Raw genomic sequence first — 25,700 nt, forward strand, 5'->3', positions numbered from 1 at the left:
CTGCCCATGACCGTCCCGGCCCCCGGCCTCCCGGCCCGGGTCCGGATCCACGAGGTCGGCGCGCGTGACGGGCTGCAGAACGAGAAGGGCGCCGTCCCCACGGCCGTCAAGGCGGAGTTCATCCACCGCCTGGCCGCCGCCGGGCTGACGACCATCGAGGCCACCAGCTTCGTGCACCCCAAGTGGGTGCCCCAGCTGGCCGACGCGGAGGAGCTGTTCCCGCAGCTCGCCGGCATCGGCGCGCATCTGCCCGTCCTCGTCCCCAACGAGCGCGGCCTCGACCGCGCGCTCGCCCTCGGGGCCACCCGTATCGCGGTGTTCGGCTCGGCCACCGAGACCTTCGCGTCCCGCAACCTCAACCGCACCGTCGCCGAGTCCCTCGCCATGTTCGAGCCCGTCGTGGCCCGGGCCAAGGAAGGCGACGCGCACGTGCGCGGCTATCTCTCGATGTGCTTCGGCGACCCCTGGGAGGGCCCGGTCCCGGTCCACCAGGTCGTCTCCGTCGCCAAGGCCCTGCTGGACCTCGGCTGTGACGAGCTGAGCCTCGGAGACACGATCGGCGTGGCCACCCCGGGTCATGTCCAGGCCCTGCTCGCCGCGCTGAACGAGGCCGGAGTCACGACCGACCGGATCGGCGTGCACTTCCACGACACCTACGGCCAGGCCCTGTCCAACACCCTCGCCGCGCTCCAGCACGGCGTGACCACCGTCGACGCCTCCGCGGGCGGCCTCGGCGGATGCCCGTACGCGAAGAGCGCCACCGGCAACCTCGCGACCGAGGACCTGGTGTGGATGCTCGACGGCCTCGGCATCGAAACCGGGGTCGATCTGGCCGCCCTCACCGCCACGAGCGTGTGGATGGCCGAACAGCTGGGACGCCCCAGCCCCTCCCGTACCGTCCGCGCCCTCTCCCACAAGGAGTAGTCACACCATGTCCCTCGACCACCGGCTCACCCCTGAGCACGAGGAACTCCGCCGCACCGTCGAGGCGTTCGCGCACGACGTCGTCGCCCCGAAGATCGGCGACCTGTACGAGCGGCACGAGTTCCCGTACGAGATCGTCGCCGAGATGGGCCGTATGGGCCTGTTCGGTCTGCCCTTCCCGGAGGAGTACGGCGGCATGGGCGGGGACTACCTCGCCCTCGGCATCGCCCTGGAGGAGCTGGCCCGCGTCGACTCCTCGGTCGCCATCACCCTGGAGGCCGGGGTCTCCCTCGGCGCCATGCCGATCTACCTCTTCGGCTCCGAGGAGCAGAAGCGGCAGTGGCTGCCGAAGATGTGCTCCGGCGAGATCCTCGGCGCGTTCGGTCTGACGGAGCCCGGTGCCGGCTCCGACGCGGGCGGGACCCGCACCACCGCCGTCAAGGACGGTGACGAGTGGGTCATCAACGGCTCGAAGTGCTTCATCACCAACTCCGGTACGGACATCACCGGTCTGGTCACCGTCACCGCCGTGACGGGCCGCAAGGCGGACGGCCGCCCGGAGATCTCCTCGATCATCGTCCCGTCCGGCACCCCGGGCTTCACGGTGGCCGCGCCGTACTCCAAGGTGGGCTGGAACTCCTCGGACACCCGTGAGCTGTCCTTCGACAACGTACGGGTGCCCCTGGCCAACCTGGTGGGCGCGGAGGGCCGCGGCTACGCGCAGTTCCTGCGGATCCTCGACGAGGGCCGGATCGCCATCTCCGCGCTCGCGACCGGTCTCGCGCAGGGCTGTGTGGACGAGTCGGTGAAGTACGCCAAGGAGCGGCACGCCTTCGGCAAGGCGATCGGCGACAACCAGGCCATCCAGTTCAAGCTGGCCGACATGGAGATGCGCGCGCACATGGCCCGCATCGGCTGGCGTGACGCGGCGTCGCGGCTGGTGGCCGGGGAGCCGTTCAAGAAGGAGGCGGCGATCGCGAAGCTGTACTCCTCGACGGTCGCGGTCGACAACGCGCGCGAGGCGACCCAGATCCACGGCGGCTACGGCTTCATGAACGAGTACCCGGTGGCCCGCATGTGGCGGGACTCCAAGATCCTGGAGATCGGCGAGGGCACGAGCGAGGTGCAGCGCATGCTGATCGCGCGCGAGCTGGGCTTCGCCGGCTGAGGCACCCGATGACGACGTCCGGCGTGGGCCCCGTGCCCGCGCCGGACGTCCGCATGTCCGGGGGCTCGGTCACGCGAGGGCCATGAGCGCAACCGTGGGAACCAGGGTCACCAGGGCGCACATTGCCTTCTCATGCGCCCAGTATTCACGCCCGTGATCGGCGCAACCCGGTACGGGACGGCCGATGTGATCCGGTGAACGCCCGCTCCACCGGCGGGTGATGGGGATCGCGGCCGGTCGGGCCGCAGTTCGGTGCGGGTGATCCACTTCACGGTCGGATCTTGGTCCACCACTGGACAAACCCTTAGGTTAGGCTAACCTTCTCACCGAACGGCTCAGCTGCCGCCCCTGCACGCACGAAAGCGGACATCGACATGCCCAAGTCCCGAACCTCCTCCTTCACCCGGCGCGGTTTCGTCGCGGCCGGCGGCGCCCTCGGCCTCGTCGCGGTTCTCGCCGCGTGCGGTGGCACCGACTCGGCGAAGGGTGACGGCGGCAAGGACAACGGCGCCACGGCGTCCGCCTGGACCTTCAAGGACGACCTCGGCAAGGACGTCACCACCAAGGCCAAGCCGAAGAACATCGTCGCCTTCACCGGCACCGCCGCCGCGCTCTACGACTACGGCGTCCCGGTCAAGGGCGTGTTCGGCCCTACCAAGACCGCCGACGGCAAGGCCGACGTCCAGGCCGGCTCGATGGACATCTCCAAGGTCGAGATCCTCGGCAACGTCTACGACGAGTTCAACGTCGAGAAGTACGCCTCCCTCCAGCCCGACCTGCTGGTCACCAACAGCTGGGACGGCACCTACTGGTACCTGCCCGAGGCCTCCAAGGACAAGATCCTCGCGCTCGCCCCGGCCGCCGCGGTCAAGGTGGGCGGCGACGTCACCCTCGACAAGGCGCTGGAGCGCACCGCGGACCTCGCCAAGTCCCTCGGCGCGGACCTGAACTCCAAGAAGACCGTGGACTCCAAGGCCCGCTTCGAGGCCGCCACCGCGAAGGTGCGCGAGGCCACCAAGGCCAACCCGGGCGTCAAGGTGCTCGTGGGCTCCGGCGCCGACGCCCTGTTCTACGCGTCCACCCCGGACACCGCGGCCGACCTGAAGTACTTCAAGCAGCTCGGCGTCGAGTTCGTCACCCCCGAGAAGCTGGACGAGGGCGGCTTCTTCGAGAGCCTCAGCTGGGAGAACGCCGGCAAGTACAAGGCCGACGTCATCCTGCTCGACAACCGCACCGGCACCCTGCAGCCCGAGCAGCTGAAGGCCAAGCCGACCTGGAACGAGCTGCCCGCCGTCAAGGCCGGCCAGGTCGTCCCGCGCGTGACCGAGCCGATCTTCTCGTACGACAAGTGCGCGCAGATCCTGGAAGACCTCGCGAAGGCCATCCAGAACGCCAAGAAGGTCAGCTGACCCTCGGCGCCCGGTGACCCCGGGCGCCGGGCAGGCCGTACCGACTCCGAGGGGGGACCTCTCCGCATGACCGCCACCGCATCCGACGCCCCGGCCGTCGCACACTTCCGGTTCTTCGCGCTCGAAGTGCTCCGCACGCGCCGTCTGGGCCACTCGTTCCTGCGGGTCACGTTCGGCGGGGAGTCCCTCGCGGGCTTCCGCTCGGGCGGCTTCGACCAGAGCCTGTCGCTCTTCCTGCCCGCGTCCGGCCGGGAGCACACGGTGCTCCCGTCCACGGACGAGGACACCTGGTTCACCGCCTGGCGCGCAATGCCCGACGAGGAGCGGCCGGTGATGCGCTCCTACACGGTGCGCGAGCAGCGCCGTACGCCCGAGGGGGCGGACGAGGTCGACATCGACTTCGTCCTCCACGGGGACACGGGCCCGGCCTCGCGCTGGGCGGGGCAGGCCGTGGCCGGCCGCCGGATCCTGGCGATCGGACCGGCCGTCGCGGAGAACAAGTCCGTACGCTTCCAGCCGCCGGCCGGCGCCGACGCGATCTGGATGTACGCGGACGAGACCGCCCTGCCGGCCGCGGCCGCGATCCTGGAGCGGCTGCCCGCCGGGACCCGGGTCAGGGCCTGGTTCGAGATCCCGCACGAGGACGACCGGCTCGACCTGCGGGCGCCCGCCGACGCGGACATCACCTGGATCGTGCGCGAGAGCGACGGCCGGGAGCGGACGGAGCAGGTGCTGAGCGTGCTGCGCTCGGCCGAACCGGGTGCGGCCGAAACCCCGTACGCCTGGCTGGCGGGCGAGGCGGGCACGATCCGCGCGGTCCGCAGGCACTTCGTGCAGGAACGATCCGTCGACCGCCGCGCCGTGCGTTTCACCGGCTACTGGCGGCTCGGCGCGAGCGAGGAGCAGCTCCTCGCCGAGGCGTACGCGGGCAAGGCCCCGAGCGAGGACCCGGCGTCCGAGCTGTAGTCAGCCCCCTTACCCGATACGGCAGTTGAGATGGGCCCTGGCTTTCCAGCCAGGGCCCATCTGCGTTTGGCGAATTACTAAGGTTAGGCTAACCTAATTCTCATTCGTCACACCCCACCCCTCTCCACCCCCTGCCCGGAGGAAAGTTGATGCGCTCGCATCTGCTGAACGAGACGACCGCGGACCTCTACCGGCGCTCCGTCACCGAGGGCGTCGACCGCGTCGCCGCCAAACTCGCGACCACGCAGCGGCCCCACACCGGTATATCCGTCGACGAACTCGCCCCGGTCATCAACGGGATCGACCTGGACAAGCCGCTGGAAGACGCGGCCGCCGTCCTGGACGAGCTGGAGGACGTCTACCTGCGCGACGCGGTGTACTTCCACCACCCGCGCTACCTGGGCCACCTCAACTGCCCGGTCGTCATCCCCGCCGTGCTCGGCGAGGCGATCCTCTCGGCCGTCAACTCCTCGCTGGACACCTGGGACCAGTCCATCGGCGGCACGCTCATCGAGCGCCGCCTCATCGACTGGACCACCCGGCGCATCGGCCTGGGCCCCGCCGCGGACGGCATCTTCACCTCCGGCGGCAGCCAGTCCAACTTCCACGCGCTGCTCCTGGCCCGTGACGAGGCCTGCCGCCTCGTCATGAAGAAGGCCCTCGACGAGGGACGCGAGCTCACCAAGGCCGAACTCCTCCCGAAGCTGCGCATCTTCACCTCCGAGGCCAGCCACTTCAGCGTCCAGAAGTCCGCCGCCATGCTCGGACTCGGCTACGAGGCCGTCATCTGCGTCCCGGTCGACCGCAACCGCCGGATGGACACCGCGGTGCTCGCCCTGGAACTGGAGGAGTGCGCCTCCGAAGGCCTCTTCCCGATGGCCGTCGTCGCCACCGCCGGCACCACCGACTTCGGGTCCATCGACCCGCTCCCCGAGATCGCCCGCCTGGCCGACGAGCACTCCGCGTGGATGCACGTGGACGCCGCCTACGGCTGCGGACTGCTGGCGTCCCCGACCCGCCGTCACCTCCTCGACGGCATCGAGCACGCCGACTCGGTCACGGTCGACTACCACAAGTCGTTCTTCCAGCCGGTCAGCTCCAGCGCCATGCTGGTGCGCGACCGCGACACCCTCAAGCACGCCACGTACCACGCGGACTACCTCAACCCGCGCCGCATGGCCGAGGAGCGCATCCCCAACCAGGTCGACAAGTCCATCCAGACCACGCGCCGGTTCGACGCGCTCAAGCTCTGGGTGACCCTGCGCGTCATGGGCGCCGACGGCGTCGGCTCGCTCTTCGACGAGGTCATCGACCTGGCCGCGGCCGGCTGGGACATCATCGACGCCGACCCGCGCTTCGAGGTCGTCGTCAAGCCGCAGATCTCCACCCTCGTCTTCCGCTACGTCCCCGAGGGCGAGGACGTCCGCGGTGACCTGGTCGACGAGGCCAACCTGCACGCCCGCAAAGCCCTGTTCGCCTCCGGTGAGGCCGTCGTCGCCGGCACCAAGGTGGACGGGAAGCAGTACCTGAAGTTCACCCTCCTCAACCCGCAGACCACGACGGCCGACATCGCTGCCGTCCTCGACCTTCTCGCCGCACATGCCGAGCAGTTCCTGGGAGAATCCCTTGCCCTCCACCGCTGAGACCCACGACTTCATCGGCATCGGCGTCGGTCCGTTCAATCTGGGACTCGCCTGCCTGACCGCCCCGCTCGACGAGATCGACGGTCTCTTCATCGAGTCGAAGCCGCACTTCGAGTGGCACGCCGGGATGTTCCTGGACGGCGCCCACCTGCAGACGCCCTTCATGTCGGACCTGGTCACGCTCGCCGACCCGACCTCGCCCTTCTCCTTCCTGAACTACCTGAAGGACAAGGAGCGGCTGTACTCCTTCTACATCCGGGAGAACTTCTACCCGCTGCGCGCCGAGTACAACGACTACTGCCGCTGGGCCGCCGACCGCCTCGACAACGTCCAGTGGTCCACCTCGGTCACCGAGGTCACCTACGACGAGCAGGCCGGCCTGTACGAGGTCCACACGGACAAGGGCGAGACCCACCGGGCCCCCCGCCTGGTCCTGGGCACCGGCACCCCGCCGCACGTCCCGCAGTCCTGCGAGGGCCTGGGCGGCGACTTCCTGCACAACTCCGCCTACGTGCAGAACAAAGCGGAGCTGCAGAAGAAGAAGTCGATCACCCTCATCGGCTCCGGCCAGAGCGCGGCCGAGATCTACTACGACCTCCTCGCCGAGATCGACGTCCACGGCTACCAGCTCAACTGGGTCACCCGCTCGCCCCGGTTCTTCCCGCTGGAGTACACCAAGCTGACCCTGGAGATGACCTCCCCCGAGTACGTGGACTACTTCCACGCGCTCCCCGAGGACACCCGGTACCGGCTGGAGACCCAGCAGAAGAACCTCTTCAAGGGCATCGACGGCGACCTGATCAACGCCATCTTCGACCTGCTCTACCAGAAGAAGATCAGCATGCCGGGCCAGGTCCCGACCACCCTGCTGACCAACACCTCCCTGAACAGCACCGCGTACGACACCACCACGGGCACGTACACGCTGGGGCTGCGCCAGGAGGAGCAGGAGCGGGACTTCTCCCTCACCTCCGAGGGCCTGGTGCTGGCCACCGGCTACAAGTACACGTTCCCGGAGTTCCTGAACCCGGTGCGGGGCCGCCTGAACTTCGACGGGCACGGCCGTCTCGACGCCGCCCGCAACTACAGCATCGACACCACGGGCCGCGGGGTCTACCTGCAGAACGGCACCACCCACAACCACTCCCTCACCTCGCCCGACCTGGGCATGGCGGCGTACCGGAACGCGTACATCGTCGGTGAGCTCCTCGGCCGTGAGCACTACAAGGTCGAGAAGTCCATCGCGTTCCAGCAGTTCGCCGCCCCGGAAGGCACCCTCTGATGAGCACCACCGAACTCCTCTTCTCCCGCACCGACACGGAACTCGGCTCCTTCTCCGTGCGCCCCCTGGACCCCTTCGCCGACGCGGAGCTGCTCCACGGCTGGGTGACCCACCCGAAGGCCTCGTTCTGGATGATGCAGGACGCGTCGCTGCCGGACGTCGAGCGCGAGTACATGCGGATCGCCGCGCACGAGCACCACCAGGCCTTCATCGGCCTGCACGAGGGCCGTCCCGCCTTCCTCATGGAGACCTACGACCCGTCCGAGCTGGAGCTCGTCGGCCTCTACGACGCCCGGCCCGGCGATGTCGGCATGCACTTCCTCGTCGCCCCGAGCGACACCCCGCTGCACGGCTTCACCCGCGCCGTCATCACCACGGTGATGGCCGCGATCTTCGCCGACCCGGCCACCGAGCGCGTCGTCGTCGAGCCGGACGTCGCCAACACCGCCGTGCACGCCCTGAACGAGGCCGTCGGCTTCGTGCCGGAGCGCCGGGTCACCAAGCCGGAGAAGGAAGCCCTGCTCAGCTTCTGCACCCGCGACCGGTTCGAGGCCGCCACGGCCGCCCAGGGGGTCTCCATATGAGCCTCGCCGACGCCGTCGCCCACCTGACCCCCGAGCTGTGGGCCCGCGCCAACCGCGCCCTGGTCCGCAAGGGCCTCGCGGAGTTCTCCCACGAGCGCCTGCTGACCCCGGAGTCCCTCGGGGACTCCTGGTACTCGGTCCGCAGCGACGACTCCACCGTCGAGTACCGCTTCAAGGCCGTCCTGCACGCCCTCGACCACTGGTCGGTCGACGAGGCCTCCATCACCCGCCACCGGGACGGCGCCGAGCTGGAGCTGGACGCCCTCGACTTCCACATCGAACTGCGCGAGTCCCTGGGCCTGAGCCCGGAGGTGCTGCCCGTCTACCTGGAGGAGATCTCCTCCACCCTGGCCGGCACCGGCTACAAGTACACGAAGCCGCGGGTCTCCTCCGGCGTCCTCGCGAAGTCCTCCTTCCAGGACATCGAGACGGGCATGACCGAGGGCCACCCCTGCTTCGTCGCGAACAACGGCCGGCTCGGCTTCGGCGTCCACGACTACCTCTCGTACGCCCCGGAGACCGCCAGCCCCGTCCACCTCGTATGGGTCGCCGCCCGCAAGGACGTCTCCACCTTCACGGCGGGCGCCGGCCTGGACCACGACTCCTTCATGCGCGAGGAGCTCGGCGACGAGACCATCGGCGTCTTCGCCGAACGGATGACCGCGCTGGGCCTGGACCTGGCCGACTTCCACCTCTTCCCCGTGCACCCCTGGCAGTGGTGGAACAAGACCACGGTCACCTTCGCGGCCGAGATCGCCAATCGCCGCCTGGTACTGCTGGGCGAGGGCCCTGACGCGTACCTCGCGCAGCAGTCGATCCGCACGTTCTTCAACCGGAGCGCGCCGCACAAGCACTACGTCAAGACCGCCATCTCGGTCCTGAACATGGGCTTCATGCGAGGCCTGTCGGCCGCGTACATGGAGGCCACTCCGGCCATCAACGACTGGCTGCACCAGCTGATCGAGGGCGACGAAGTCCTGAAGTCCGTGAACTTCTCGATCATCCGCGAGCGCGCGGCGATCGGCTACCACCACCGCCAGTACGAGCGCGCCACCGACCGGTACTCCCCGTACCGCAAGATGCTGGCCGCGCTGTGGCGCGAGTCCCCGGTCAACCGGATCGAGGGCGACGAGCGCCTCGCCACGATGGCCTCGCTCCTGCACGTGGACGCCGAGGGCAGGTCCTTCGCCGGTGCGCTGATCGCCGAGTCGGGTCTGACCCCGGCCGAGTGGCTGCGCCACTACCTGCGCGCCTACCTGGTGCCGCTGCTGCACTGCTTCTACCAGTACGACCTCGCGTACATGCCGCACGGCGAGAACACCATCCTCGTCATCGAGGGCGGCCTGGTGAAGCGGGCGATCTTCAAGGACATCGCCGAGGAGATCGTCATCATGGACGCGGACGCGGTGCTGCCGCCCGCGGTCGAGCGGGTCCGGGCGGACATCCCCGAGGACATGAAGCTCCTGTCGATCTTCACCGACGTCTTCGACTGCTTCTTCCGCTTCCTCGGCGCGATCCTGGCGGACGAGGGCATCTGCGACGAGGACACCTTCTGGCGGGCGGTCGCGGACTGCGGCCACGAGTACCAGGAGTCGATGCCGCAGCTCGCGGAGCGCTTCGAGCGGTACGACCTGTTCGCGCAGGAGTTCCAGCTGTCCTGCCTGAACCGCCTCCAGCTGCGCAACAACAAGCAGATGGTCGACCTCGCCGACCCGGCGGCGGCCCTCCAGCTGATCGGCAACCTCAAGAACCCCGTCGCGGCCTTCGCCCGGCGGTGACACACGGGGCGGGGGCGGCATCGATACGGTCCCTCGACGCCTCCCCCGCCCCACCCCGAGATCCCGACGGCGTGACCGCGAAGCACAATGGCCCTCTTCGCGGTCACGCCTTCGTGTGTCCGCCCCCCGTGGCCGGAGCGCGACGCGGCCCGAATCCGTCTGGGAGCCCGCATGCCGTTCCGGATCCGCCCTGGCCGTGCGGCCGCCCTGCTCCTGTCGGCCGTGCTCATGGCCGGGGGGCTGTCCGGCTGTTCCTTCCTGACGCCGTTCAAGACCTGCGAGGGGACCGGGGCGCGGATGAAGGAGCTGGAGTCGCTGCCCCTGCTCGCCTCGCCGCCGCCTGGCGCGAGCCTCCCCCGCGCCTTCGACGGCGTCTCCTCCGAGTGCGCGGACGACAGCGGCGACGCCTGGCTGTCCGCCGGGCGCATCTACGTGTATCCCGGCACCCGTAAGGAGGTCCTGGACCACTACCGCAAGGCCGCCGAGGCCGACGGCTGGCGGTTCGAGCCCGAACCGGTGCGCGGTCAGGAAACGTGGGGATCGTGCTTCACGAAGGGCGAGGACGGGCAGGCCAAGGTGTTCGCCCTCTCCTTCCCGCCCGCCCGCTACATCACCGAGTTCTACGGTCCCGAGGCAGCCGCGGAGTTCGCCACGGGGTCCGGATTCGAGATAACGGTGGGCTCGGAGGCCGACGGGGCCACGACCTCCTGCTGGTCCTGACCGCGTCCGCCACCGGTCACTGCCAGGGGACGTCCGGCGCCCGGAAGAAGCCGATGCCCTGCGCTTCCAGCCGGGGTGCCTGCGCGGCCAGGCGGCGGCTGTAGGAGGTCCAGTCGAGCGCGGCCGCCGGCGACCAGCCGAGCTCTGCCAGGCCCAGCACCCGCGGGAAGGCCATAAGCTCCCAGTCGCCGCGCGTCGCGACGGTCTCCGTCCACAGCGGGGCCTCCACACCCAGCACCGCCGACTCGGGGACCCCGTCCAGGTACGCCCCCGGGTCCCAGGAATAGGCGCGCCGCACCGGGACGTACCCCGCCCAGGCCAGGCCAGGCTTCGTCGCCGGGTCGTACTTCATGTCCAGGTACAGCCGGTCCGCCGGCGACAGGATCAGCGGGTGCCCCGCCTTCGCCGCCGCCGCCACGGCCGCCTTGTCCGCGGCCGCGGTCTTGTCGTGGCCCCAGTACTGGAGCACCGCGCCCCGGGCCGGGCGGGCCGCCGCCAGCTGGTGCCAGGCCACCACCGTCTTGCCGTACCGCCCCACCACCGCCTGCGCCCGGTCCATGAAGGCCGCGTAGTCCGCCGCCGGCGTCGCGTGCGCCTCGTCGCCGCCGATGTGCAGGTAGCGGCCCGGGGTCAGCTCCGCCAGCTCGCCGAGGACCTCGTCGATGAACTCGTACGTCCGCTCCTTGGCCACGCACAGTGAGCTGAAGCCCACCTTGACGCCGGTGTACCGCTCCGGGGCCTTCCCGTCGCAGTTCAGCTCGGCGTAGGAGGCGAGCGCCGCGTTCACGTGCCCCGGCATGTCGATCTCGGGGACCACGTCCACGTACCGCTGCCCCGCGTAGGCCACCAGCTCCCGGTACTCGTCCTTCGTCCAGTGGCCGCCGGATCCGCCCCCGACCTCGCTGCCGCCCCCGTACTCCGCGAGCCGCGGCCAGGAGTCGATCGCGAGACGCCACCCCTGGTCGTCGGTCAGGTGCAGGTGCAGGGTGTTGACCTTGTACTGGGCGAGCTGGTCGACGTACCTCTTCACCTGGTCCACCGAGAAGTGGTGGCGCGCGATGTCGACCATGGCCCCCCGGTACGCGAAACGCGGCCGGTCGGTGACCGTCCCGCCCGGCACCGTGCCCGGACCCGCCGCCGGCAGCAGCTGGCGCAGCGTCTGCCCCGCGTGGAAGAGGCCGGCCGGTGTCCGCGCCGTGAGGGTGACCCCGGTCGGGCCGGACTCCAGCCGGTACCCCTCTTCGCCCACCCCCTGCGCGCCCTGGTCGATCATGAGCCGGATCCCGTCCCCCTGCGCCCCGTCGACCACCGGCAGCGGCAGCCCTCCCGGGCCGCGCAGCTGCTCGGCGAGGAGCTCGCCCACCCGGCGGACCTCCTCGTCGGGGCCCCGGCCGGTACGGATGACCGTGCCCGCGCCGAAGGTGTACCCGGGGCCTTCGGCGCGCGCGGAGACGGGCGCGGGCAGCAGCCGTTCGAAGGGGGCGAGGGCCACCGGCGGGTCGTCCCCGGGTCTGGCGTCGTCACCGTGGGCGGAGGTACAGGCCGTCACCAGGGCCGGGGCCGCGGCGAAGGCGAGGAGGGCGCCGAGCGTGCGTCGCAGGACTCTCATGCGCACAGGTATAGGCCAAGCGGGCCGTCCCGTCAGGTGGGTGAATCCAGGGCGGGCGGAAATCATCCGAAGGAGGGCACACCGAGCGCCCCACTGGTCCAGACCAGGGGGATCCTGCCCGGAATCGGGCAGGATCTTTGCGTTCATCGCCGTCAGCCGCCAATATCTACGAGTGCTCGATCGCCGCCCGTCGCATGACGACCTCGTCGACCACCTGGTGCGCAGCACCGCGCTGCAGCGCGGCGAGGCGGCCCGGGTGGTACTGGACGTGCTCGCCTACTTCGACGAGACGACCGAGGAATTCGTCCGCCGCCGCCATCGGGAACTGCAGTCCGGCGGAGCGGTGAACGCGGAGATCTTCGAGCGGATCGCGGCCGAGCTGCCGCACCGCGCCGTGGCGCCGCCGGAGCTCTCGCTCCGGCAGTTGCGCCGCATCGTCTACGGCTGAGCCGGCGGCCGCCGCACGCGGCCCCGGACGAGCACGGAACCGAACTTCAGGAGGGGCAGAACCGTATGTGTGGAATCGTCGGTTACATCGGCAAGCGTGACGTGGCACCGCTGCTGCTGGAAGGCCTGCAGCGGCTGGAGTACCGCGGATACGACTCCGCGGGCATCGTGGTCAACACCCCGAAGGCCCCGGCCCTGAAGGTCGTCAAGGCCAAGGGCCGCGTCCGCGAGCTGGAGTCCCGCGTTCCCAAGCGCTTCGCCGGCACCACCGGCATCGCCCACACCCGCTGGGCCACGCACGGCGCCCCGAGCGACATCAACTCCCACCCGCACCTGGACCCCGAGAACAAGGTCGCGGTCGTCCACAACGGCATCGTCGACAACTGCTCCGAGCTGCGCGCCAAGCTCGAGGCCGAAGGCGCCGTCTTCGTCTCGGAGACCGACACCGAGGTCATCGTCCACCTGATCGCCCGCTCCGAGGCCGACTCCCTGGAGGAGAAGGTCCGCGAGGCGGTCAAGGTCATCGACGGCACCTACGGCATCGCCGTCATGCACGCCGACTTCCCCGACCGCATCGTCGTCGCCCGCAACGGCTCCCCCGTGGTCCTCGGCATCGGCGAGAAGGAGATGTTCGTCGCCTCGGACGTCGCCGCGCTGGTCGCCCACACCCGCCAGGTCGTCACCCTCGGCGACGGCGAGATGGCCACCATCAAGGCCGACGACTTCCGCACCTACACGACCTCCGGCACGACGACCAACGCCACCCCGGAGACCGTGGAGTGGGAGGCCGCCTCGTACGACATGGGCGGTCACGACACCTACATGCACAAGGAGATCTCCGAGCAGCCCGACGCGGTCGACCGCGTGCTGCGCGGCCGGATCGACGACCGCTTCAACACCGTGCACCTGGGCGGCCTGAACCTGGACCCGCGCGAGGCGCGCGGCATCCGCCGGGTCAAGATCCTGGGCTGCGGCACCTCGTACCACGCGGGCCTCATCGGCGCCGGCCTCATCGAGGGCATGGCCCGCATCCCCGCCGACGCCGAGCCGGCCTCCGAGTTCCGCTACCGCAACCCGGTCGTGGACCCCGACACCCTCTACATCGCGGTCTCCCAGTCCGGTGAGACGTACGACGTCCTCGCGGCGGTGCAGGAGCTCAAGCGCAAGGGCGCCCGCGTCCTCGGCGTGGTCAACGTGGTCGGCTCCGCCATCGCCCGCGAGGCCGACGGCGGCGTGTACGTGCACGCCGGCCCCGAGGTCTGCGTCGTCTCCACCAAGTGCTTCACCAACACGGTCGTGGCCTTCGCGCTGCTCGCCGTGCACCTGGGCCGCATCCGGGACCTCTCGGTCACCGACGGCAAGCGGATCATCGAGGGCCTGCGCAAGCTGCCCGCGCAGATCCAGGAGATCCTCGAGGGCGAAGAGGACATCAAGAAGCTGGCGGCCGAGTTCGCCGAGGCCAAGTCGATGATGTTCATCGGCCGGGTGCGCGGCTACCCGGTGGCGCTGGAGGCCTCCCTCAAGCTGAAGGAGATCTCCTACATCCACGCCGAGGCCTACCCGGCCTCCGAGCTCAAGCACGGTCCGCTGGCGCTGATCGAGCCCTCGCTGCCGACGGTCGCGATCGTCCCGGACGACGACCTGCTGGAGAAGAACCGCGCCGCGCTGGAGGAGATCAAGGCCCGCAGCGGCCGGATCCTCGCGGTCGCCCACCGCGAGCAGGAGAAGGCGGACCACACCATCGTGGTCCCGAAGAACGAGGACGAGCTGGACCCGATCCTCATGGGCATCCCGCTCCAGCTCCTGGCGTACCACACGGCCCTGGCCATGGGCCGGGACATCGACAAGCCGCGCAACCTGGCGAAGTCGGTCACCGTCGAATAGTCGTCCGTCCCCGGACCGGCACCGGACACCAGAGAACCCCCGTGCGCGGTGCGCACGGGGGTTCTCTGCCGTGGTGCCCGGACCGGCCGGCCCGGCCGATCCGCCGGCCGGATCAGCTCGCGGCGACCGCGCCGCCGCTGCGGGCCTTGCCGACGGCCATCGGCCAGTGCGCCAGCGCCGCGGTGGCGCCGTACCAGGCCAGCAGTCCGGAGACGGCGGCGACCCAGCCGCCCGCCTTCGCGAGCGTGCCGTTGTCCACGAACGCGCCTATCGCGAGCAGGAGCAGCGACAGGGTCAGCAGGGCGTAGACGCCCTGGCTGAACAGACCGCTCGCGGCGGCGACCGTGAGGGTCAGCGCGAGCATCGCGAACAGGACGAGAAACGTTCCGGCGGCTTCGTCGGAGACCGAACCGCCCGCGCCCTTGGCCCACGTGAACCAGAAGATGCCGAGGCCCGCGAACGCGGTGCCGTTGAACCCGTTGCCGCCGCGGTACTCCAGGAGACCGAGAAGGAACAGGGCCGCGCCGCCGACGTACATGGCGAGCGACACGGAGTTGGCAGCGGACACACCGTCGATGACACCGGTGTGGCCGATACCGAATGCGAGAAGGGTGAGACCCAGGGCGATGTTCCCGAGGGTCGAAGTCGAGGCCGTGCTTCCCGCAGAGACACCATTGTCCACGGCGGGCTCCCTTCGATCTGCAGTTTTTTGCTGCGTCCCAGCAGCATTTATCTACCCTTTACACGAGGGCACAACCGCACAAGCGACTTAACAAGCGGTCACAGAATGACAACGGCGAGCGACCGGATCGATAGCTCGTCCGAGGAAGGGAGGAAGGGGAGCACTCAAGCACTCAAGGAATGACGACGACCGGTCGCTGTGCGCGCTTGGCCAGCCGGCCGGCGACCGAGCCGAAGATCCGGCCCACGATTCCGTGCGTGGAGCCGACCACGATGGCGTCGGCCGAATACTCCCGGCCGACCTCCTCCAGCTCATGGCAGATGTCACCACCGCGCTCGACCAGGATCCACGGCACTTCGGCCAGATAGTCCGCGCAGGCCAGCTCCAGCCCGAGCACCTCGGTGCGGTGGTCCGGCACGTCGACGAAGACGGGCGGCTCGCAGCCGGCCCACACCGTGGTGGGCAGCCGGTTGGCGACATGGACGATGATCAGACCGGCTCCGGAGCGACGGGCCATGCCGATCGCATAGGCGAGCGCACGCTCACTGGAGGTGGATCCGTCGAATCCCACAACGACCCCGTGCCGGAAGGCCGGATCGCAGTGCACGCGTGTCTGTTCCACCGCGCGCAGATCGGCGGCCGACGCGGGGTCGACGACGCGTTTGCGCTTGCGGTCCGCGGGTTCGGAGAATTCGTGACCGGCCATGGGTGTCTCGGCGAAGAGGTCCTTGGAGGAAGCAACAGGGGCGAAATCGGCGACGCAGTGTGACGGAGCTCTGTCCGGGAAGCATCTTCCCAAGCCCATACCCACCAGGGTACGGCGACACTCCTGTCCTGCACAGGGCATGCCGCCCTTGGAGAGCGTCCCAGGGAGCATGCCGGAGCGAGCGCGCCTTGGCAATGGCCGCTGTCCCCTACAGCCAGTGACGAGCCGGGCCACCGCCACCCGTTGGCACAGTGACCGAGCCCCGCCGCCGGGCGTTGGGACATGCGTCCGACCAACAGGTAAGAGCCCGCAGGGAGCACGCCGTGCCCGGTCATCCGGTTCACCCCGTCCAGCCAGCTCAGCCGACGCGGTCCGCCCGGTCCCGCCAGAACGCCGACCCCGCCCCGCGCTTCACCCCGTCCCCCCGCTCCGCCCTTCACCCGTCCGTGCGTTCCGCCGGACACCCCCACGACGACCCCGCGGGTGACGTCGTGCGCTGGGCCGCCTTCAGCTGCCTGCTCGTCCCCGTGGTCCTCGTCGTCTACGGAACCTCCTTCGGCGGGGCAGCCGTCGCGACCCTCGGCCTGCTCGCCGTCACGGCCGCGTGCCGGGTCCTGCTGCGGCACTCGGAGAAGACCCGGCGGGCCGCGGCCCGGGTGCCCGTGGAGCAGGGCCTTCCGCCCGCCCACCGCGGCCGGCACTCACGCGCCGGTGCCGGGATGCGCCGCGGCTGCCGGGGCTCCGCCCCGGTCTCCCCGCACGACTGACTCATTCGCACACCCACACACGCATGTTTTCAGCCAACTTCCCGGCAGGGTGCCCTCCTTGCCGGAATGTCCCCCCGTCCCCCTCACCACCAGCGACGACAGACCACGGGGGGCGTTCTGGCCCTACAGGTACTGGCCATGGCCGGGGAGCGTGCTTCCTGTTCGGGTAGCGGAGTGGAACGCTTACTGATCGAATGCTTTTCGCCAAGTTGAGAAGTCGACATAGCGCTGCGTGCTGAACTTGTCACGCCGACACCACGGGACGCAGTAGATTCGATCATGTATTTACGGCGGGGGATCCACGTGCAAGGCCGAGGGGAAACGTGCAGGTGCGACCAGACCAAGGAGTCGCGACACCCAAGGGGGGCTTAGCGCCATGAGCCAGGATTCCACCGCCGTCGTCACCACAGACGCCGGCCGGAAGCTCGCGGGGCGTCGCCGCAGGGAGATCGTCGCGGTGCTGCTCTTCAGCGGCGGACCGATCTTCGAGAGCTCCATTCCACTTTCCGTGTTCGGCATTGACCGGCAGGACGCGGGAGTTCCACGCTATCGATTGCTCGTGTGCGCCGGTGAGGACGGTCCGCTCAGGACCACCGGCGGGCTCGAACTGACCGCGCCGTACGGGTTGGAGGCGATCGCCCGGGCAGGAACGGTCGTCGTTCCCGCCTGGCGCTCCATCACTTCACCGCCGCCGCCGGAGGCGCTCGACGCACTGCGTCTGGCGCACGAGGAGGGGGCCCGGATCGTCGGACTGTGCACGGGAGCCTTCGTGCTCGCCGCCGCCGGTCTGCTGGACGGCCGGCCCGCGACGACGCACTGGATGTACGCGCCGACGCTGGCCAAGCGGTACCCGTCCGTCCATGTCGATCCGCGCGAACTGTTCGTCGACGACGGCGACGTGCTCACGTCCGCCGGCACGGCGGCCGGAATCGACCTGTGCCTGCACATCGTGCGCACGGACCACGGCAGCGAGGCGGCCGGGGCCCTGGCCCGCAGGCTCGTCGTGCCGCCGCGCCGCACGGGTGGCCAGGAACGCTATCTCGACCGGTCGCTGCCGGAGGAGATCGGCGCCGACCCGCTGGCCGAGGTCGTCGCCTGGGCACTGGAACACCTCCACGAGCAGTTCGACGTGGAGACGCTGGCCGCCCGCGCCTACATGAGCAGGCGCACCTTCGACCGGCGGTTCCGCTCGCTCACCGGCAGCGCTCCGCTGCAGTGGCTGATCACCCAGCGGGTGCTCCAGGCACAGCGGCTGCTGGAGACCTCCGACTACTCGGTCGACGAGGTCGCCGGGCGCTGCGGGTTCCGCTCGCCGGTCGCCCTGCGGGGTCACTTCCGGCGGCAGCTGGGGTCCTCCCCGGCCGCCTACCGCTCCGCCTACCGGGCACGCCGGCCGCAGGCCGACGTGGCACAGGTGGCCGAGATCAACGCGGGTCCGGTTCCGCACCAGCGCACTCCGCAGCCCCACCGGGCGGCGGCGGCCCTGGCCGCGTCGGGTCCCACTGTGACGGAGCTGTACGCCCCGGGCCGGGTCATGCGGGAACACGCCTGACCGCGGGCTGAGTACGAAGCACGAGGGTCCTCCATCGGCCACCGCCGATGGGGGACCTTCCGCATATGCGGTCCGCGCCCCGGGCGACCGCATAAGGTGGGACACATGAACGATCGCATGGTGTGGATCGACTGCGAGATGACCGGGCTCTCGTTGACGGACGACGCACTTATCGAGGTGGCCGCACTGGTCACCGACTCGGAGCTCAACGTGCTCGGCGAAGGCGTGGACATCGTGATCCGCCCGCCGGACGCCGCGCTGGAGACCATGCCCGACGTGGTGCGCGAGATGCACACCGCCTCCGGCCTGCTCGACGAGCTGGCCGGCGGGACCACCCTCGCGGACGCCGAGGCGCAGGTCCTGGCCTACGTGCGGGAGCACGTGAAGGAACCCCGCAAGGCGCCGCTGTGCGGAAACTCGGTCGGCACCGACCGCGGCTTCCTGCTGCGCGACATGGCCGCGCTGGAGAGCTACCTGCACTACCGGATCGTGGACGTGTCCTCGGTCAAGGAGCTGGCGCGCCGCTGGTACCCGCGGGCGTACTTCAACAGCCCGCCGAAGAACGGCAACCACCGGGCGCTGGCGGACATCAAGGACTCCATCACCGAGCTGCGCTACTACCGGGAGGCGGTCTTCGTACCGCAGCCCGGGCCGGACTCGGACACGGCCCGCAGCATCGCCGCCAAGCACGCCGTGCCGGGCGCGTAGCTCCGGCCGGGCCCCTCCGGAGGGGGGCGCCGGGAAAGGAGGGAGCGAGCACCCTCCCGGACCCTGTACCCTTTTCTTCGGCCGGTCGGTTTTCCGACCGGACATGGTGGGTGTAGCTCAGTTGGTAGAGCACCTGGTTGTGGTCCAGGTGGCCGCGGGTTCAAGTCCCGTCACTCACCCTGCGGGAAGGCCCCGGTTCGCGAAAGCGGACCGGGGCCTTCTGCATGACCAGGGCCTTCTGTACGACCAGGGGCTTCCGCCCGGCCGGGGCCGTCAGGACGACTCCCGGACCACCAGCCGGTTCGGCAGCACGGCTGCCGCCTCACCCGGCTCCCCCGCGATCCTCCCCAGCAGCATCCGCGTCATGGTCCGGCCCATCTCCTCGATCGGCTGCCGGACGCTGGTCAGCGGCGGGTCCATGTGCCGGGCCACCACGGAGTCGTCGAAGCCGACCAGCGCCACGTCCCGCGGGATCCGGCGGCCGGCCGCGCGCAGCTCCCGCCGGGCGCCCGCCGCCATGACGTCCGAGGCGGCGAAGACCGCGTCGAGCCCGGGCCGGCGCTCCAGCAGGGCGCGCATGGCCCGCCGGCCGCCCTCCTCGGTGAAGTCGCCGACCGCGATCAGCGGCTCGTCGACGGGATGTCCGGCGGCGGCCAGGGCCTGCCGGTAGCCGTCGAGGCGGCACTGGGCCCCGTACACGTCCAGCGGGCCGGTGATCGTGGCGATCGTGCGGCGGCCCCGGTCGAGGAGGTGGCGTACGGCCTCGGCCGCGCCCGCCAGGTTGTCGGAGTCCACGCAGGGCAGGGTCTCGGCGGCGGAACGGCGGCCGCTGATCACCGTCGGGATGCCGAGCTCGGCCAGCAGCTCCGGCAGCGGGTCCCCGGCGTGGACGGAGACGAGCAGCACCCCGTCGACGCGGTGCCCGGACAGGTACTGGGCGAGCCGGCGGCGCTCGCGGTCGCTGCCCGCCAGGGTGAGGACGAGCTGGACCTCGGTGTCGGCGAGCTCGGCGCCGACCCCGCGGACCACTTCGGAGAAGTAGGGCTCGGCGAAGAAGCGGGCCTCGGGCTCGGGGATCACGAGGGCTATGGCGTCGGTGCGGTTGGCCGCGAGGGCGCGCGCGGCGCGGTTCGGTACGTATCCCAGCTCGGCCACGGCCGCCTCGACGGCGACCCTGGTGTGCTCGCTGACCTTGGAGGATCCGTTGATCACCCGGGAGGCCGTGCCGCGCCCGACTCCGGCGCGCGCCGCGACCTCCTCCAGGGTCGGTCGTCCCCCGCTGCGCCCGTGCCCGTTCATGACTTCCTCCCGGTTGTGAATCTACCTCTTGACGACTGTGGGAGCGCTCCCACACTGTGTCACACGACACCAGGCACGTTTCGTCCTTCTGGGAGGAAGCACATGCGCGTCCGAGCCCGAGCCCGCGTCCGAAGAACCCTCGCCACGACCGTCGCCGCGGCCGGAGCCACGGCCCTGCTGCTCGCGGGATGCGCGCAGGACCCCGCCGAGAGCCCCGACCAGGGCGCCCCCGCCACCGGCTCGTCCGGCGGCGCCGCACAGACCACCCTCACCGTCGGGGTCTTCGGGGCCTTCGGACTCCAGGAGGCCGGGCTCTACGACGAGTACATGGCGCAGAATCCCGGGATCCGCATCGAGCAGACCTCCATCGAGCGGAACGAGAACTACTACCCCCAGCTCCTCACCCACCTGGGCACGGGCAGCGGGCTCGCCGACATCCAGGCCGTCGAGGTCAACAACATCGCCGAGATCACCGCCACCCAGGCCGACAAGCTGGTGGACCTGGCCAAGGCCCCGGGCGTGGACAAGGCCGCGTACCTGCCCTGGAAGTGGGCCCAGGGCACGGCGAGCGCGGCCAGGGGCGGGGCCACGGTCGGCCTCGGCACGGACATCGGCCCGCAGGGCATCTGCTACCGCAAGGACCTCTTCGAGGCGGCCGGGCTGCCCACCGACCGGACGGCGGTCGGGGCGCTGTGGGCGGGCGACTGGAACAAGTACCTGGAGGCGGGCCGGACGTACAAGGCGAAGGCCGGCGAGGGGAAGGCCTTCGTCGACTCGGCGTCGGGTGTGATGGCGGCGGTGACCGGGAGCAGCGCCCAGCGCTTCTACGACGACCAGGGCAAGGTCGTCTACAAGACCAACCCGGCGGTGCGCGGCGCCTTCGACCTGGCGGCGTCCTTCGCCACCGACGGGCTGAGCGCCAAGCTGCAGCAGTTCACCCCGGCCTGGGACCAGGGCTTCTCCAACGGCTCCTTCGCCACGGTCTCCTGCCCGGCCTGGATGCTCGGCTACATCCAGGACAAGGCGGGCCCGGCGGGCAAGGACAAGTGGGACGTGGCGCAGGCGCCGAAGCCCAGCAACTGGGGCGGGTCCTTCCTGGTGGTGCCGAAGGCGGGCAAGCACGCCGAGGAGGCGGCGAAGCTGGCGGCCTGGCTGACGGCCCCGGCCCAGCAGGCGAAGCTCTTCGAGAAGCGGGGCAGTTTCCCGAGCGCGAGCGCCGCGTACAAGCTGCCGGCGGTGTCGGGCGCGCAGCACGCGTACTTCGGCGGCGCCCCGATCGGCGAGATCTTCTCGAAGGCGGCCGAGGGCGTGCCGGTGACGGTGGTCGGCCCGAAGGACCTGGTGATCGCGCAGAACCTGGCGGACATCGGGATGCTCCAGGTCGACCAGAAGGGCCGCAGCCCGCAGGAGGGCTGGGAGGCCGCGGTGAAGGCGATCGACAACGCCCTGGACCAGTGAGGTACCGGTGACGGACGAGACGGCCGTGCTGTCCCCCTCCGCCGTCGGCCCGGAGCGGCCGGCGGCGGAGGGGGGCGGCCGGAGCGGGCGGGGCAGCCGGAGCGGGCGGGCCCAGCTGTGGCGCTCGCGCCGCTACCGCTGGGACCTGCGCCTGAGCCCGTACGCCTTCGTGGCGCCCTTCTTCCTCTTCTTCGCCGCCTTCGGGCTGTTCCCGCTGCTCTACACGGGCTGGGCGGCGCTGCACCAGGTGGAGCTGACCGATCCCAACAGCATGACGTGGGTGGGGCTGCGGAACTTCACCCGGCTGTGGGACGACGAGTTCTTCTGGAACGCACTGCGCAACACGGTGACCATCGGGCTGCTGTCCACGGTGCCGCAGCTGGCGATCGCCCTGGGACTGGCCCACCTCCTCAACTACCGGCTGCGGGGCTCGGCGTTCTTCCGCGTCGCGGTGCTCACCCCGTACGCGACCTCGGTGGCGGCGGCCACCCTCGTCTTCGTCCTGCTCTTCGGCCGGGACTACGGGATGGTCAACTGGGCGCTGTCGGCGGTGGGTTTCGACGCGGTCGACTGGCAGAACGGCACCTTCGCCTCCCAGCTCGCCGTCTCCACGATCGTGATCTGGCGCTGGACCGGCTACAACGCGCTGATCTACCTGGCGGCCATGCAGGCCGTGCCGGGCGAGCTGTACGAGTCCGCCGCGCTGGACGGGGCCTCGCGCTTCCAGCAGTTCCTGCACGTCACGGTGCCCTCGCTGCGGCCGACGATCTTCTTCACCTGTGTGGTGTCGACGATCGGGGCGACCCAGCTGTTCGGCGAGCCGCTGCTGTTCAACGGCGGGGCGGGCGCGACGGGCGGCTCGGACCACCAGTTCCAGACGCTCGGGCTGTACCTGTACGAGCAGGGCTGGGTGAACCTGCACCTCGGGCGGGCCTCGGCGATCGCGTGGGCGATGTTCCTGATCCTGCTGCTGATCGCCGGGGCGGCGCGGCTGCTGCGCGGCCGGAAGGAGGGCTCCCGATGAGGTCACTGCGCGCGGGCCGGCTCACGTACGTGGTGCTCGCCCTGTTCACGGCCGGCTCGCTCTTCCCGCTCGTGTGGACGGCGATCGCGGCGTCCCGGAGCAATACGCGCCTGGCCCAGACCCCGCCGCCGTTCTGGTTCGGCGGGAACCTGGGGCGCAACCTCCAGGTCGCGTGGACCGACGCCAACATGGGGACGGCCCTGCTGAACACGGTGATCGTGGCGGGCACGGTCGCCGCGGGCACCGTGTTCTTCTCCACGCTCGCCGGCTTCGCCTTCGCCAAGCTCCGCTTCCGCGGCAGCCGGCCGCTGCTGGCGCTGGTGATCGGGACGATGCTGATCCCGCCGCAGCTGAGCGTGGTGCCGCTCTACATGCTGATCGCGAAGCTGTCGTGGACCGACCGGCTCCAGGCGGTGATCCTGCCGACCCTGGTGGGTGCCTTCGGGGTGTTCTTCATGCGCCAGTACCTGGTGCACGCGCTGCCGATGGAGCTGGTGGAGGCGGCGCGCACGGACGGGGCGAGTTCGCTGCGGGTCCTGTGGCACGTCGTGTTCCCCGCCGCCCGGCCCGCCATGGCGGTGCTGGGGATGCTGACCTTCGTCATGGCCTGGAACGACTTCTTCTGGCCGATCGTCGCGCTGACCCAGAACGGCAGCCCGACGGTGCAGGTGGCCCTGACCGGGCTGGGCCGGGGCTACATCCCCGACCAGTCGGTGATCATGGCGGGCGCGCTGCTGGGCACGCTCCCGCTGCTGCTGGTGTTCCTCGTCTTCGGCCGGCAGATCGTCGGCGGCATCATGCAAGGAGCGGTGAAGGGATGACCCAACTCCCGACGAACACGAACGCGGACCCGGACACCGGCGCGCGGGAACTGCGGTTCCCCGACGGGTTCCTGTGGGGTACGGCCACGGCGGCCTTCCAGATCGAGGGCGCCGCGACCCTGCGCGGACCGTCCATCTGGGACACCTTCTGCCGTACGCCGGGCAAGGTGCACGGCGGTGACACGGGCGACGTGGCCGTCGACCACCACCGGCTGTGGCGGGAGGACGTCCGGCTGATGGCCTCCCTCGGGCTCGGCGCCTACCGGTTCTCGGTGTCCTGGCCGCGGGTCCTCGCCGGCGGGATCGGCTTCTACGACGCCCTGGTCGACGAGCTGCTCTCGTACGGGATCCGGCCCTGCGTGACTCTGTACCACTGGGACCTGCCGCAGGAGCTGGAGAGCGCGGGCGGCTGGCCCGAGCGGGAGACGGCCTACGCCTTCGCCCGGTACGCCGAGCAGGTCACGGCGGCGCTCGCCGACCGGGTGGAGCTCTGGACCACCCTCAACGAGCCCTGGTGCAGCGCCTTCCTCGGCTACGCCTCGGGGGTCCACGCCCCCGGCCGCACCTCCCCCGCCGACTCGCTGCGCGCCGCCCACCACCTCAACCTGGCCCACGGCTTGGCCGCCGCGGCCCTGCCGGCCCGGGCCAGGGCCGGGATCGCGCTCAACCCCAGCGCGGTACGGCCGCTGACCGGCTCGGCGGCCGACCTGGACGCGGCCCGCCGGATCGACGCCCTGGCGAACCGGGTCTTCACCGGCCCGCTGCTGCACGGGGCCTACCCGCAGGACCTGCTCGCGGACACCGCCGCGGTGACCGACTGGTCCTTCGTCCGCCACGGCGACGAGGCGCTGATCCACCAGCCGCTGGACTTCCTCGGGGTGAACTACTACACCCCCGCCCTGGTCTCGGCCGCTCCCGGCGGGACCGGCCCGCGCGCCGACGGGCACGGGGCGGCGGCGCACTCCCCCTGGCCCGCCGCGGAGTCGGTCGCCTTCCACCAACCCCCGGGCGAGCGGACCGACATGGGCTGGTCGATCGACCCCACCGGCCTGTACGACCTGCTGATGCGCTTCACCCGCGAGGCGCCCGGGCTGCCGCTGCTGGTCACCGAGAACGGTGCGGCGTACGCCCCCGACCTGCACGACCCGCAGCGCATCGGCTATCTGGAGGCCCACCTCTCGTCCGTCCACCGCGCCCTGGCGGACGGCGCCCCGGTGGAGGGCTATTTCCTCTGGTCGCTGATGGACAACTTCGAGTGGTCCTACGGGTACAGCAAGCGCTTCGGGATCGTGCAGGTCGACTACGAGACCCAGGCCCGCACCCCCCGCTCCAGCGCCCACTGGTACGCCCGCCTGGCCCGGAAGGGGAGCTTCCTCACCTACGGGGACGAGGTGTTCTAGACGAGGTGTTCTAGCGGAAGGCCGGGGCCGAGCGGGCCGCCCAGTCCGTGAACGGGCGGGGCGCCCGGCCGAGGATCTGCCGTACGGCGGGGCTCGGCTCCAGTTCGGCGGGCAGGGGTTCCCCGAGGATCCCGAGGGTGCCCTCCACGACCGGCTCGGGCATGAAGGTCAGCATCTGGGCGCGGGCCTCCTCCCGGGTCTGCTCGACGAAACGGACGGGCTCGCCCAGGGCCGCGCCGATCGCCTCGGCCCGCTGCCTCGGGGTGACCGGGGCGGGCCCGGTGAGCTCGTAGGTCCGGCCCGCGTGCCCCGGCTCGCGCAGGACCGCGGCCGCGACCTCGGCGATGTCCGCCGGGTCGACGGTCGGGAGCCCGACGTCGCCGAAGGGCGCGGCGGCCGTGCGCCGCGTACGGATGGTCTCGGCCCAGGCGTAGGCGTTGGAGTTGAGGCCGCCGGAGCGCAGGATCGTCCACTCCAGGCCGCTGCGGCGGACGGCGTCCTCGAACCGCGCGGGGTGGGCGTACACCTCGGGGCGGGTTCCGACTCCCTGGGACGAGAGCAGGACGACCCGGCGGATCCCGGCGGCCGCGGCCCGGTCCAGGATGCCGTGCGGGTCCTCGCCGGCGACGAGCAGGAACAGTGCGCCGGCCCCTTCGAACGCGGGGCCGAGGTCCTGCGGCTCGGCGAGGTCGCCCTGGTGGTGGCGGACCCCTTCGGGCATGTGCGCCGTCGGCCGCCGGGAGAGGGCGGTCACGCGCTCGCCGCCGTCCGCGAGGATCCGTACGAGTTCCTGCCCCACGTTCCCGGTCGCACCTGTCACTACGATCACGACGATCCTCCTGTGAGTTAGTCAGCTGACTTAATGACGA

The 25,700-nt window shown here is 70.8% G+C and carries 23 protein-coding genes and 1 tRNA gene; 19 read left to right on the forward strand and 5 right to left on the reverse strand.

The genetic code is table 11. From position 1 onward, the window contains the following. The first annotated feature begins 6 nt into the window (after nt 1-6). The 9 genes from ACZ573_RS35530 to ACZ573_RS35570 all read left to right on the forward strand — a co-directional run bounded on the left by ACZ573_RS35530 (nt 7) and on the right by ACZ573_RS35570 (nt 10,474). Entirely contained in the window at nt 7-924 is a 918-nt protein-coding gene (locus tag ACZ573_RS35530) for a hydroxymethylglutaryl-CoA lyase (RefSeq protein WP_471312606.1), read from the forward strand. A 7-nt stretch (nt 925-931) separates the two neighbouring features. Next, nucleotides 932-2,092 carry an acyl-CoA dehydrogenase family protein gene (locus ACZ573_RS35535; RefSeq protein WP_471312538.1) on the forward strand — a complete coding sequence of 387 codons (1,161 nt, stop codon included), beginning with the start codon at nt 932-934 and terminating at the stop codon, nt 2,090-2,092. A gap of 374 nt (nt 2,093-2,466) precedes the next feature. Further along, nucleotides 2,467-3,501: an ABC transporter substrate-binding protein gene (locus tag ACZ573_RS35540; RefSeq protein ID WP_471312540.1), complete on the forward strand. Its 1,035-nt coding sequence runs from the start codon at nt 2,467-2,469 to the stop codon at nt 3,499-3,501. 66 nt (nt 3,502-3,567) lie between these two features. Further along, a complete protein-coding gene (locus ACZ573_RS35545; protein ID WP_471312542.1) occupies nt 3,568-4,467 on the forward strand; it encodes a siderophore-interacting protein in 900 nt (299 codons plus the stop codon). 149 nt (nt 4,468-4,616) lie between these two features. After that, on the forward strand, nt 4,617-6,110 hold the full coding sequence (locus tag ACZ573_RS35550; RefSeq protein ID WP_471312544.1) for a pyridoxal phosphate-dependent decarboxylase family protein: 1,494 nt from the start codon (nt 4,617-4,619) through the stop codon (nt 6,108-6,110). Next, nucleotides 6,094-7,392 (forward strand): lysine N(6)-hydroxylase/L-ornithine N(5)-oxygenase family protein, encoded by a 1,299-nt coding sequence (locus ACZ573_RS35555; RefSeq protein ID WP_471312546.1) that lies wholly within the window; start codon nt 6,094-6,096, stop codon nt 7,390-7,392. The genes ACZ573_RS35550 and ACZ573_RS35555 overlap by 17 nt, the downstream gene beginning before the upstream one ends. Beyond that, on the forward strand, nt 7,392-7,976 hold the full coding sequence (locus ACZ573_RS35560; RefSeq protein WP_471312548.1) for a GNAT family N-acetyltransferase: 585 nt from the start codon (nt 7,392-7,394) through the stop codon (nt 7,974-7,976). Before ACZ573_RS35555 ends, ACZ573_RS35560 begins: the two co-directional genes overlap by 1 nt. Beyond that, nucleotides 7,973-9,754, forward strand: a complete 1,782-nt coding sequence (locus tag ACZ573_RS35565) for an IucA/IucC family protein (protein ID WP_471312550.1) — start codon at nt 7,973-7,975, stop codon at nt 9,752-9,754. The genes ACZ573_RS35560 and ACZ573_RS35565 overlap by 4 nt, the downstream gene beginning before the upstream one ends. A gap of 171 nt (nt 9,755-9,925) precedes the next feature. After that, a complete protein-coding gene (locus ACZ573_RS35570; protein ID WP_471312553.1) occupies nt 9,926-10,474 on the forward strand; it encodes a hypothetical protein in 549 nt (182 codons plus the stop codon). 16 nt (nt 10,475-10,490) lie between these two features. On the opposite strand, the gene ACZ573_RS35575 is transcribed toward ACZ573_RS35570, so the two are convergent. Beyond that, nucleotides 10,491-12,083 carry a beta-N-acetylhexosaminidase gene (locus tag ACZ573_RS35575; protein ID WP_471312555.1) on the reverse strand — a complete coding sequence of 531 codons (1,593 nt, stop codon included), beginning with the start codon at nt 12,081-12,083 and terminating at the stop codon, nt 10,491-10,493. Nucleotides 12,084-12,255: 172 nt separating this feature from the next. Between ACZ573_RS35575 and ACZ573_RS35580 the strand changes: the two genes are divergently transcribed. Together ACZ573_RS35580 and glmS are read left to right on the forward strand one after the other, a co-directional pair. After that, on the forward strand, nt 12,256-12,531 hold the full coding sequence (locus ACZ573_RS35580) for a hypothetical protein (RefSeq protein ID WP_030008735.1): 276 nt from the start codon (nt 12,256-12,258) through the stop codon (nt 12,529-12,531). Between the two features lie 65 nt (nt 12,532-12,596). Further along, complete coding sequence (gene glmS, locus ACZ573_RS35585) at nt 12,597-14,414, forward strand: glutamine--fructose-6-phosphate transaminase (isomerizing) (protein ID WP_301370954.1); 1,818 nt, start codon at nt 12,597-12,599, stop codon at nt 14,412-14,414. Between the two features lie 112 nt (nt 14,415-14,526). Here the strand turns inward: glmS and ACZ573_RS35590 are convergent, their stop codons facing one another. After that, entirely contained in the window at nt 14,527-15,096 is a 570-nt protein-coding gene (locus tag ACZ573_RS35590; RefSeq protein WP_471312558.1) for an acetate uptake transporter, read from the reverse strand. 172 nt (nt 15,097-15,268) lie between these two features. Continuing rightward, a complete protein-coding gene (locus ACZ573_RS35595) occupies nt 15,269-15,802 on the reverse strand; it encodes a universal stress protein (RefSeq protein ID WP_471312561.1) in 534 nt (177 codons plus the stop codon). A gap of 323 nt (nt 15,803-16,125) precedes the next feature. Between ACZ573_RS35595 and ACZ573_RS35600 the strand changes: the two genes are divergently transcribed. The 4 genes from ACZ573_RS35600 to ACZ573_RS35615 all read left to right on the forward strand — a co-directional run bounded on the left by ACZ573_RS35600 (nt 16,126) and on the right by ACZ573_RS35615 (nt 19,008). Beyond that, complete coding sequence (locus ACZ573_RS35600) at nt 16,126-16,569, forward strand: hypothetical protein (RefSeq protein WP_471312563.1); 444 nt, start codon at nt 16,126-16,128, stop codon at nt 16,567-16,569. Between the two features lie 376 nt (nt 16,570-16,945). Further along, complete coding sequence (locus tag ACZ573_RS35605; protein ID WP_301370950.1) at nt 16,946-18,121, forward strand: helix-turn-helix domain-containing protein; 1,176 nt, start codon at nt 16,946-16,948, stop codon at nt 18,119-18,121. A gap of 105 nt (nt 18,122-18,226) precedes the next feature. Then, nucleotides 18,227-18,829: an oligoribonuclease gene (orn, locus tag ACZ573_RS35610; protein ID WP_189737213.1), complete on the forward strand. Its 603-nt coding sequence runs from the start codon at nt 18,227-18,229 to the stop codon at nt 18,827-18,829. Between the two features lie 106 nt (nt 18,830-18,935). Further along, nucleotides 18,936-19,008: transfer RNA gene (locus ACZ573_RS35615), tRNA-His, on the forward strand. Between the two features lie 94 nt (nt 19,009-19,102). Here the strand turns inward: ACZ573_RS35615 and ACZ573_RS35620 are convergent. Then, complete coding sequence (locus ACZ573_RS35620; protein ID WP_471312566.1) at nt 19,103-20,128, reverse strand: LacI family DNA-binding transcriptional regulator; 1,026 nt, start codon at nt 20,126-20,128, stop codon at nt 19,103-19,105. 102 nt (nt 20,129-20,230) lie between these two features. On the opposite strand from ACZ573_RS35620, the gene ACZ573_RS35625 reads away from it, so the two are divergent. From ACZ573_RS35625 to ACZ573_RS35640, 4 genes are read left to right on the forward strand one after another with little or no spacing between them, the layout of a single operon-like run. After that, the gene (locus tag ACZ573_RS35625; protein WP_471312569.1) at nt 20,231-21,586 is read left to right on the forward strand and encodes an ABC transporter substrate-binding protein; all 1,356 of its coding nucleotides are present in this window, start codon (nt 20,231-20,233) and stop codon (nt 21,584-21,586) included. Between the two features lie 7 nt (nt 21,587-21,593). Beyond that, complete coding sequence (locus tag ACZ573_RS35630; RefSeq protein WP_471312571.1) at nt 21,594-22,610, forward strand: carbohydrate ABC transporter permease; 1,017 nt, start codon at nt 21,594-21,596, stop codon at nt 22,608-22,610. Further along, nucleotides 22,607-23,431 (forward strand): carbohydrate ABC transporter permease, encoded by an 825-nt coding sequence (locus ACZ573_RS35635; protein WP_078851150.1) that lies wholly within the window; start codon nt 22,607-22,609, stop codon nt 23,429-23,431. The genes ACZ573_RS35630 and ACZ573_RS35635 overlap by 4 nt, the downstream gene beginning before the upstream one ends. After that, a complete protein-coding gene (locus tag ACZ573_RS35640) occupies nt 23,428-24,831 on the forward strand; it encodes a GH1 family beta-glucosidase (protein WP_471312574.1) in 1,404 nt (467 codons plus the stop codon). Before ACZ573_RS35635 ends, ACZ573_RS35640 begins: the two co-directional genes overlap by 4 nt. A 10-nt stretch (nt 24,832-24,841) precedes the next feature. On the opposite strand, the gene ACZ573_RS35645 is transcribed toward ACZ573_RS35640, so the two are convergent. After that, nucleotides 24,842-25,660 carry an SDR family oxidoreductase gene (locus ACZ573_RS35645; RefSeq protein ID WP_471312576.1) on the reverse strand — a complete coding sequence of 273 codons (819 nt, stop codon included), beginning with the start codon at nt 25,658-25,660 and terminating at the stop codon, nt 24,842-24,844. Nucleotides 25,661-25,700 lie beyond the last annotated feature (40 nt).

Source organism: Streptomyces sp. NPDC040545 (genome assembly GCF_055595065.1).

Coding starts and splice junctions, on each gene's coding strand:
- orn (WP_189737213.1), top strand. CDS start 18,227: ATGAACGATCGCATGGTGTGGATCGACTGCGAGATGACCGGGCTCTCG.
- ACZ573_RS35545 (WP_471312542.1), top strand. CDS start 3,568: ATGACCGCCACCGCATCCGACGCCCCGGCCGTCGCACACTTCCGGTTC.
- ACZ573_RS35560 (WP_471312548.1), top strand. CDS start 7,392: ATGAGCACCACCGAACTCCTCTTCTCCCGCACCGACACGGAACTCGGC.
- ACZ573_RS35535 (WP_471312538.1), top strand. CDS start 932: ATGTCCCTCGACCACCGGCTCACCCCTGAGCACGAGGAACTCCGCCGC.
- ACZ573_RS35540 (WP_471312540.1), top strand. CDS start 2,467: ATGCCCAAGTCCCGAACCTCCTCCTTCACCCGGCGCGGTTTCGTCGCG.
- ACZ573_RS35620 (WP_471312566.1), bottom strand. CDS start 20,128: ATGAACGGGCACGGGCGCAGCGGGGGACGACCGACCCTGGAGGAGGTC.
- ACZ573_RS35595 (WP_471312561.1), bottom strand. CDS start 15,802: ATGGCCGGTCACGAATTCTCCGAACCCGCGGACCGCAAGCGCAAACGC.
- ACZ573_RS35625 (WP_471312569.1), top strand. CDS start 20,231: ATGCGCGTCCGAGCCCGAGCCCGCGTCCGAAGAACCCTCGCCACGACC.
- glmS (WP_301370954.1), top strand. CDS start 12,597: ATGTGTGGAATCGTCGGTTACATCGGCAAGCGTGACGTGGCACCGCTG.
- ACZ573_RS35640 (WP_471312574.1), top strand. CDS start 23,428: ATGACCCAACTCCCGACGAACACGAACGCGGACCCGGACACCGGCGCG.
- ACZ573_RS35550 (WP_471312544.1), top strand. CDS start 4,617: ATGCGCTCGCATCTGCTGAACGAGACGACCGCGGACCTCTACCGGCGC.
- ACZ573_RS35565 (WP_471312550.1), top strand. CDS start 7,973: ATGAGCCTCGCCGACGCCGTCGCCCACCTGACCCCCGAGCTGTGGGCC.
- ACZ573_RS35570 (WP_471312553.1), top strand. CDS start 9,926: ATGCCGTTCCGGATCCGCCCTGGCCGTGCGGCCGCCCTGCTCCTGTCG.
- ACZ573_RS35575 (WP_471312555.1), bottom strand. CDS start 12,083: ATGAGAGTCCTGCGACGCACGCTCGGCGCCCTCCTCGCCTTCGCCGCG.
- ACZ573_RS35530 (WP_471312606.1), top strand. CDS start 7: ATGACCGTCCCGGCCCCCGGCCTCCCGGCCCGGGTCCGGATCCACGAG.
- ACZ573_RS35635 (WP_078851150.1), top strand. CDS start 22,607: ATGAGGTCACTGCGCGCGGGCCGGCTCACGTACGTGGTGCTCGCCCTG.
- ACZ573_RS35605 (WP_301370950.1), top strand. CDS start 16,946: ATGAGCCAGGATTCCACCGCCGTCGTCACCACAGACGCCGGCCGGAAG.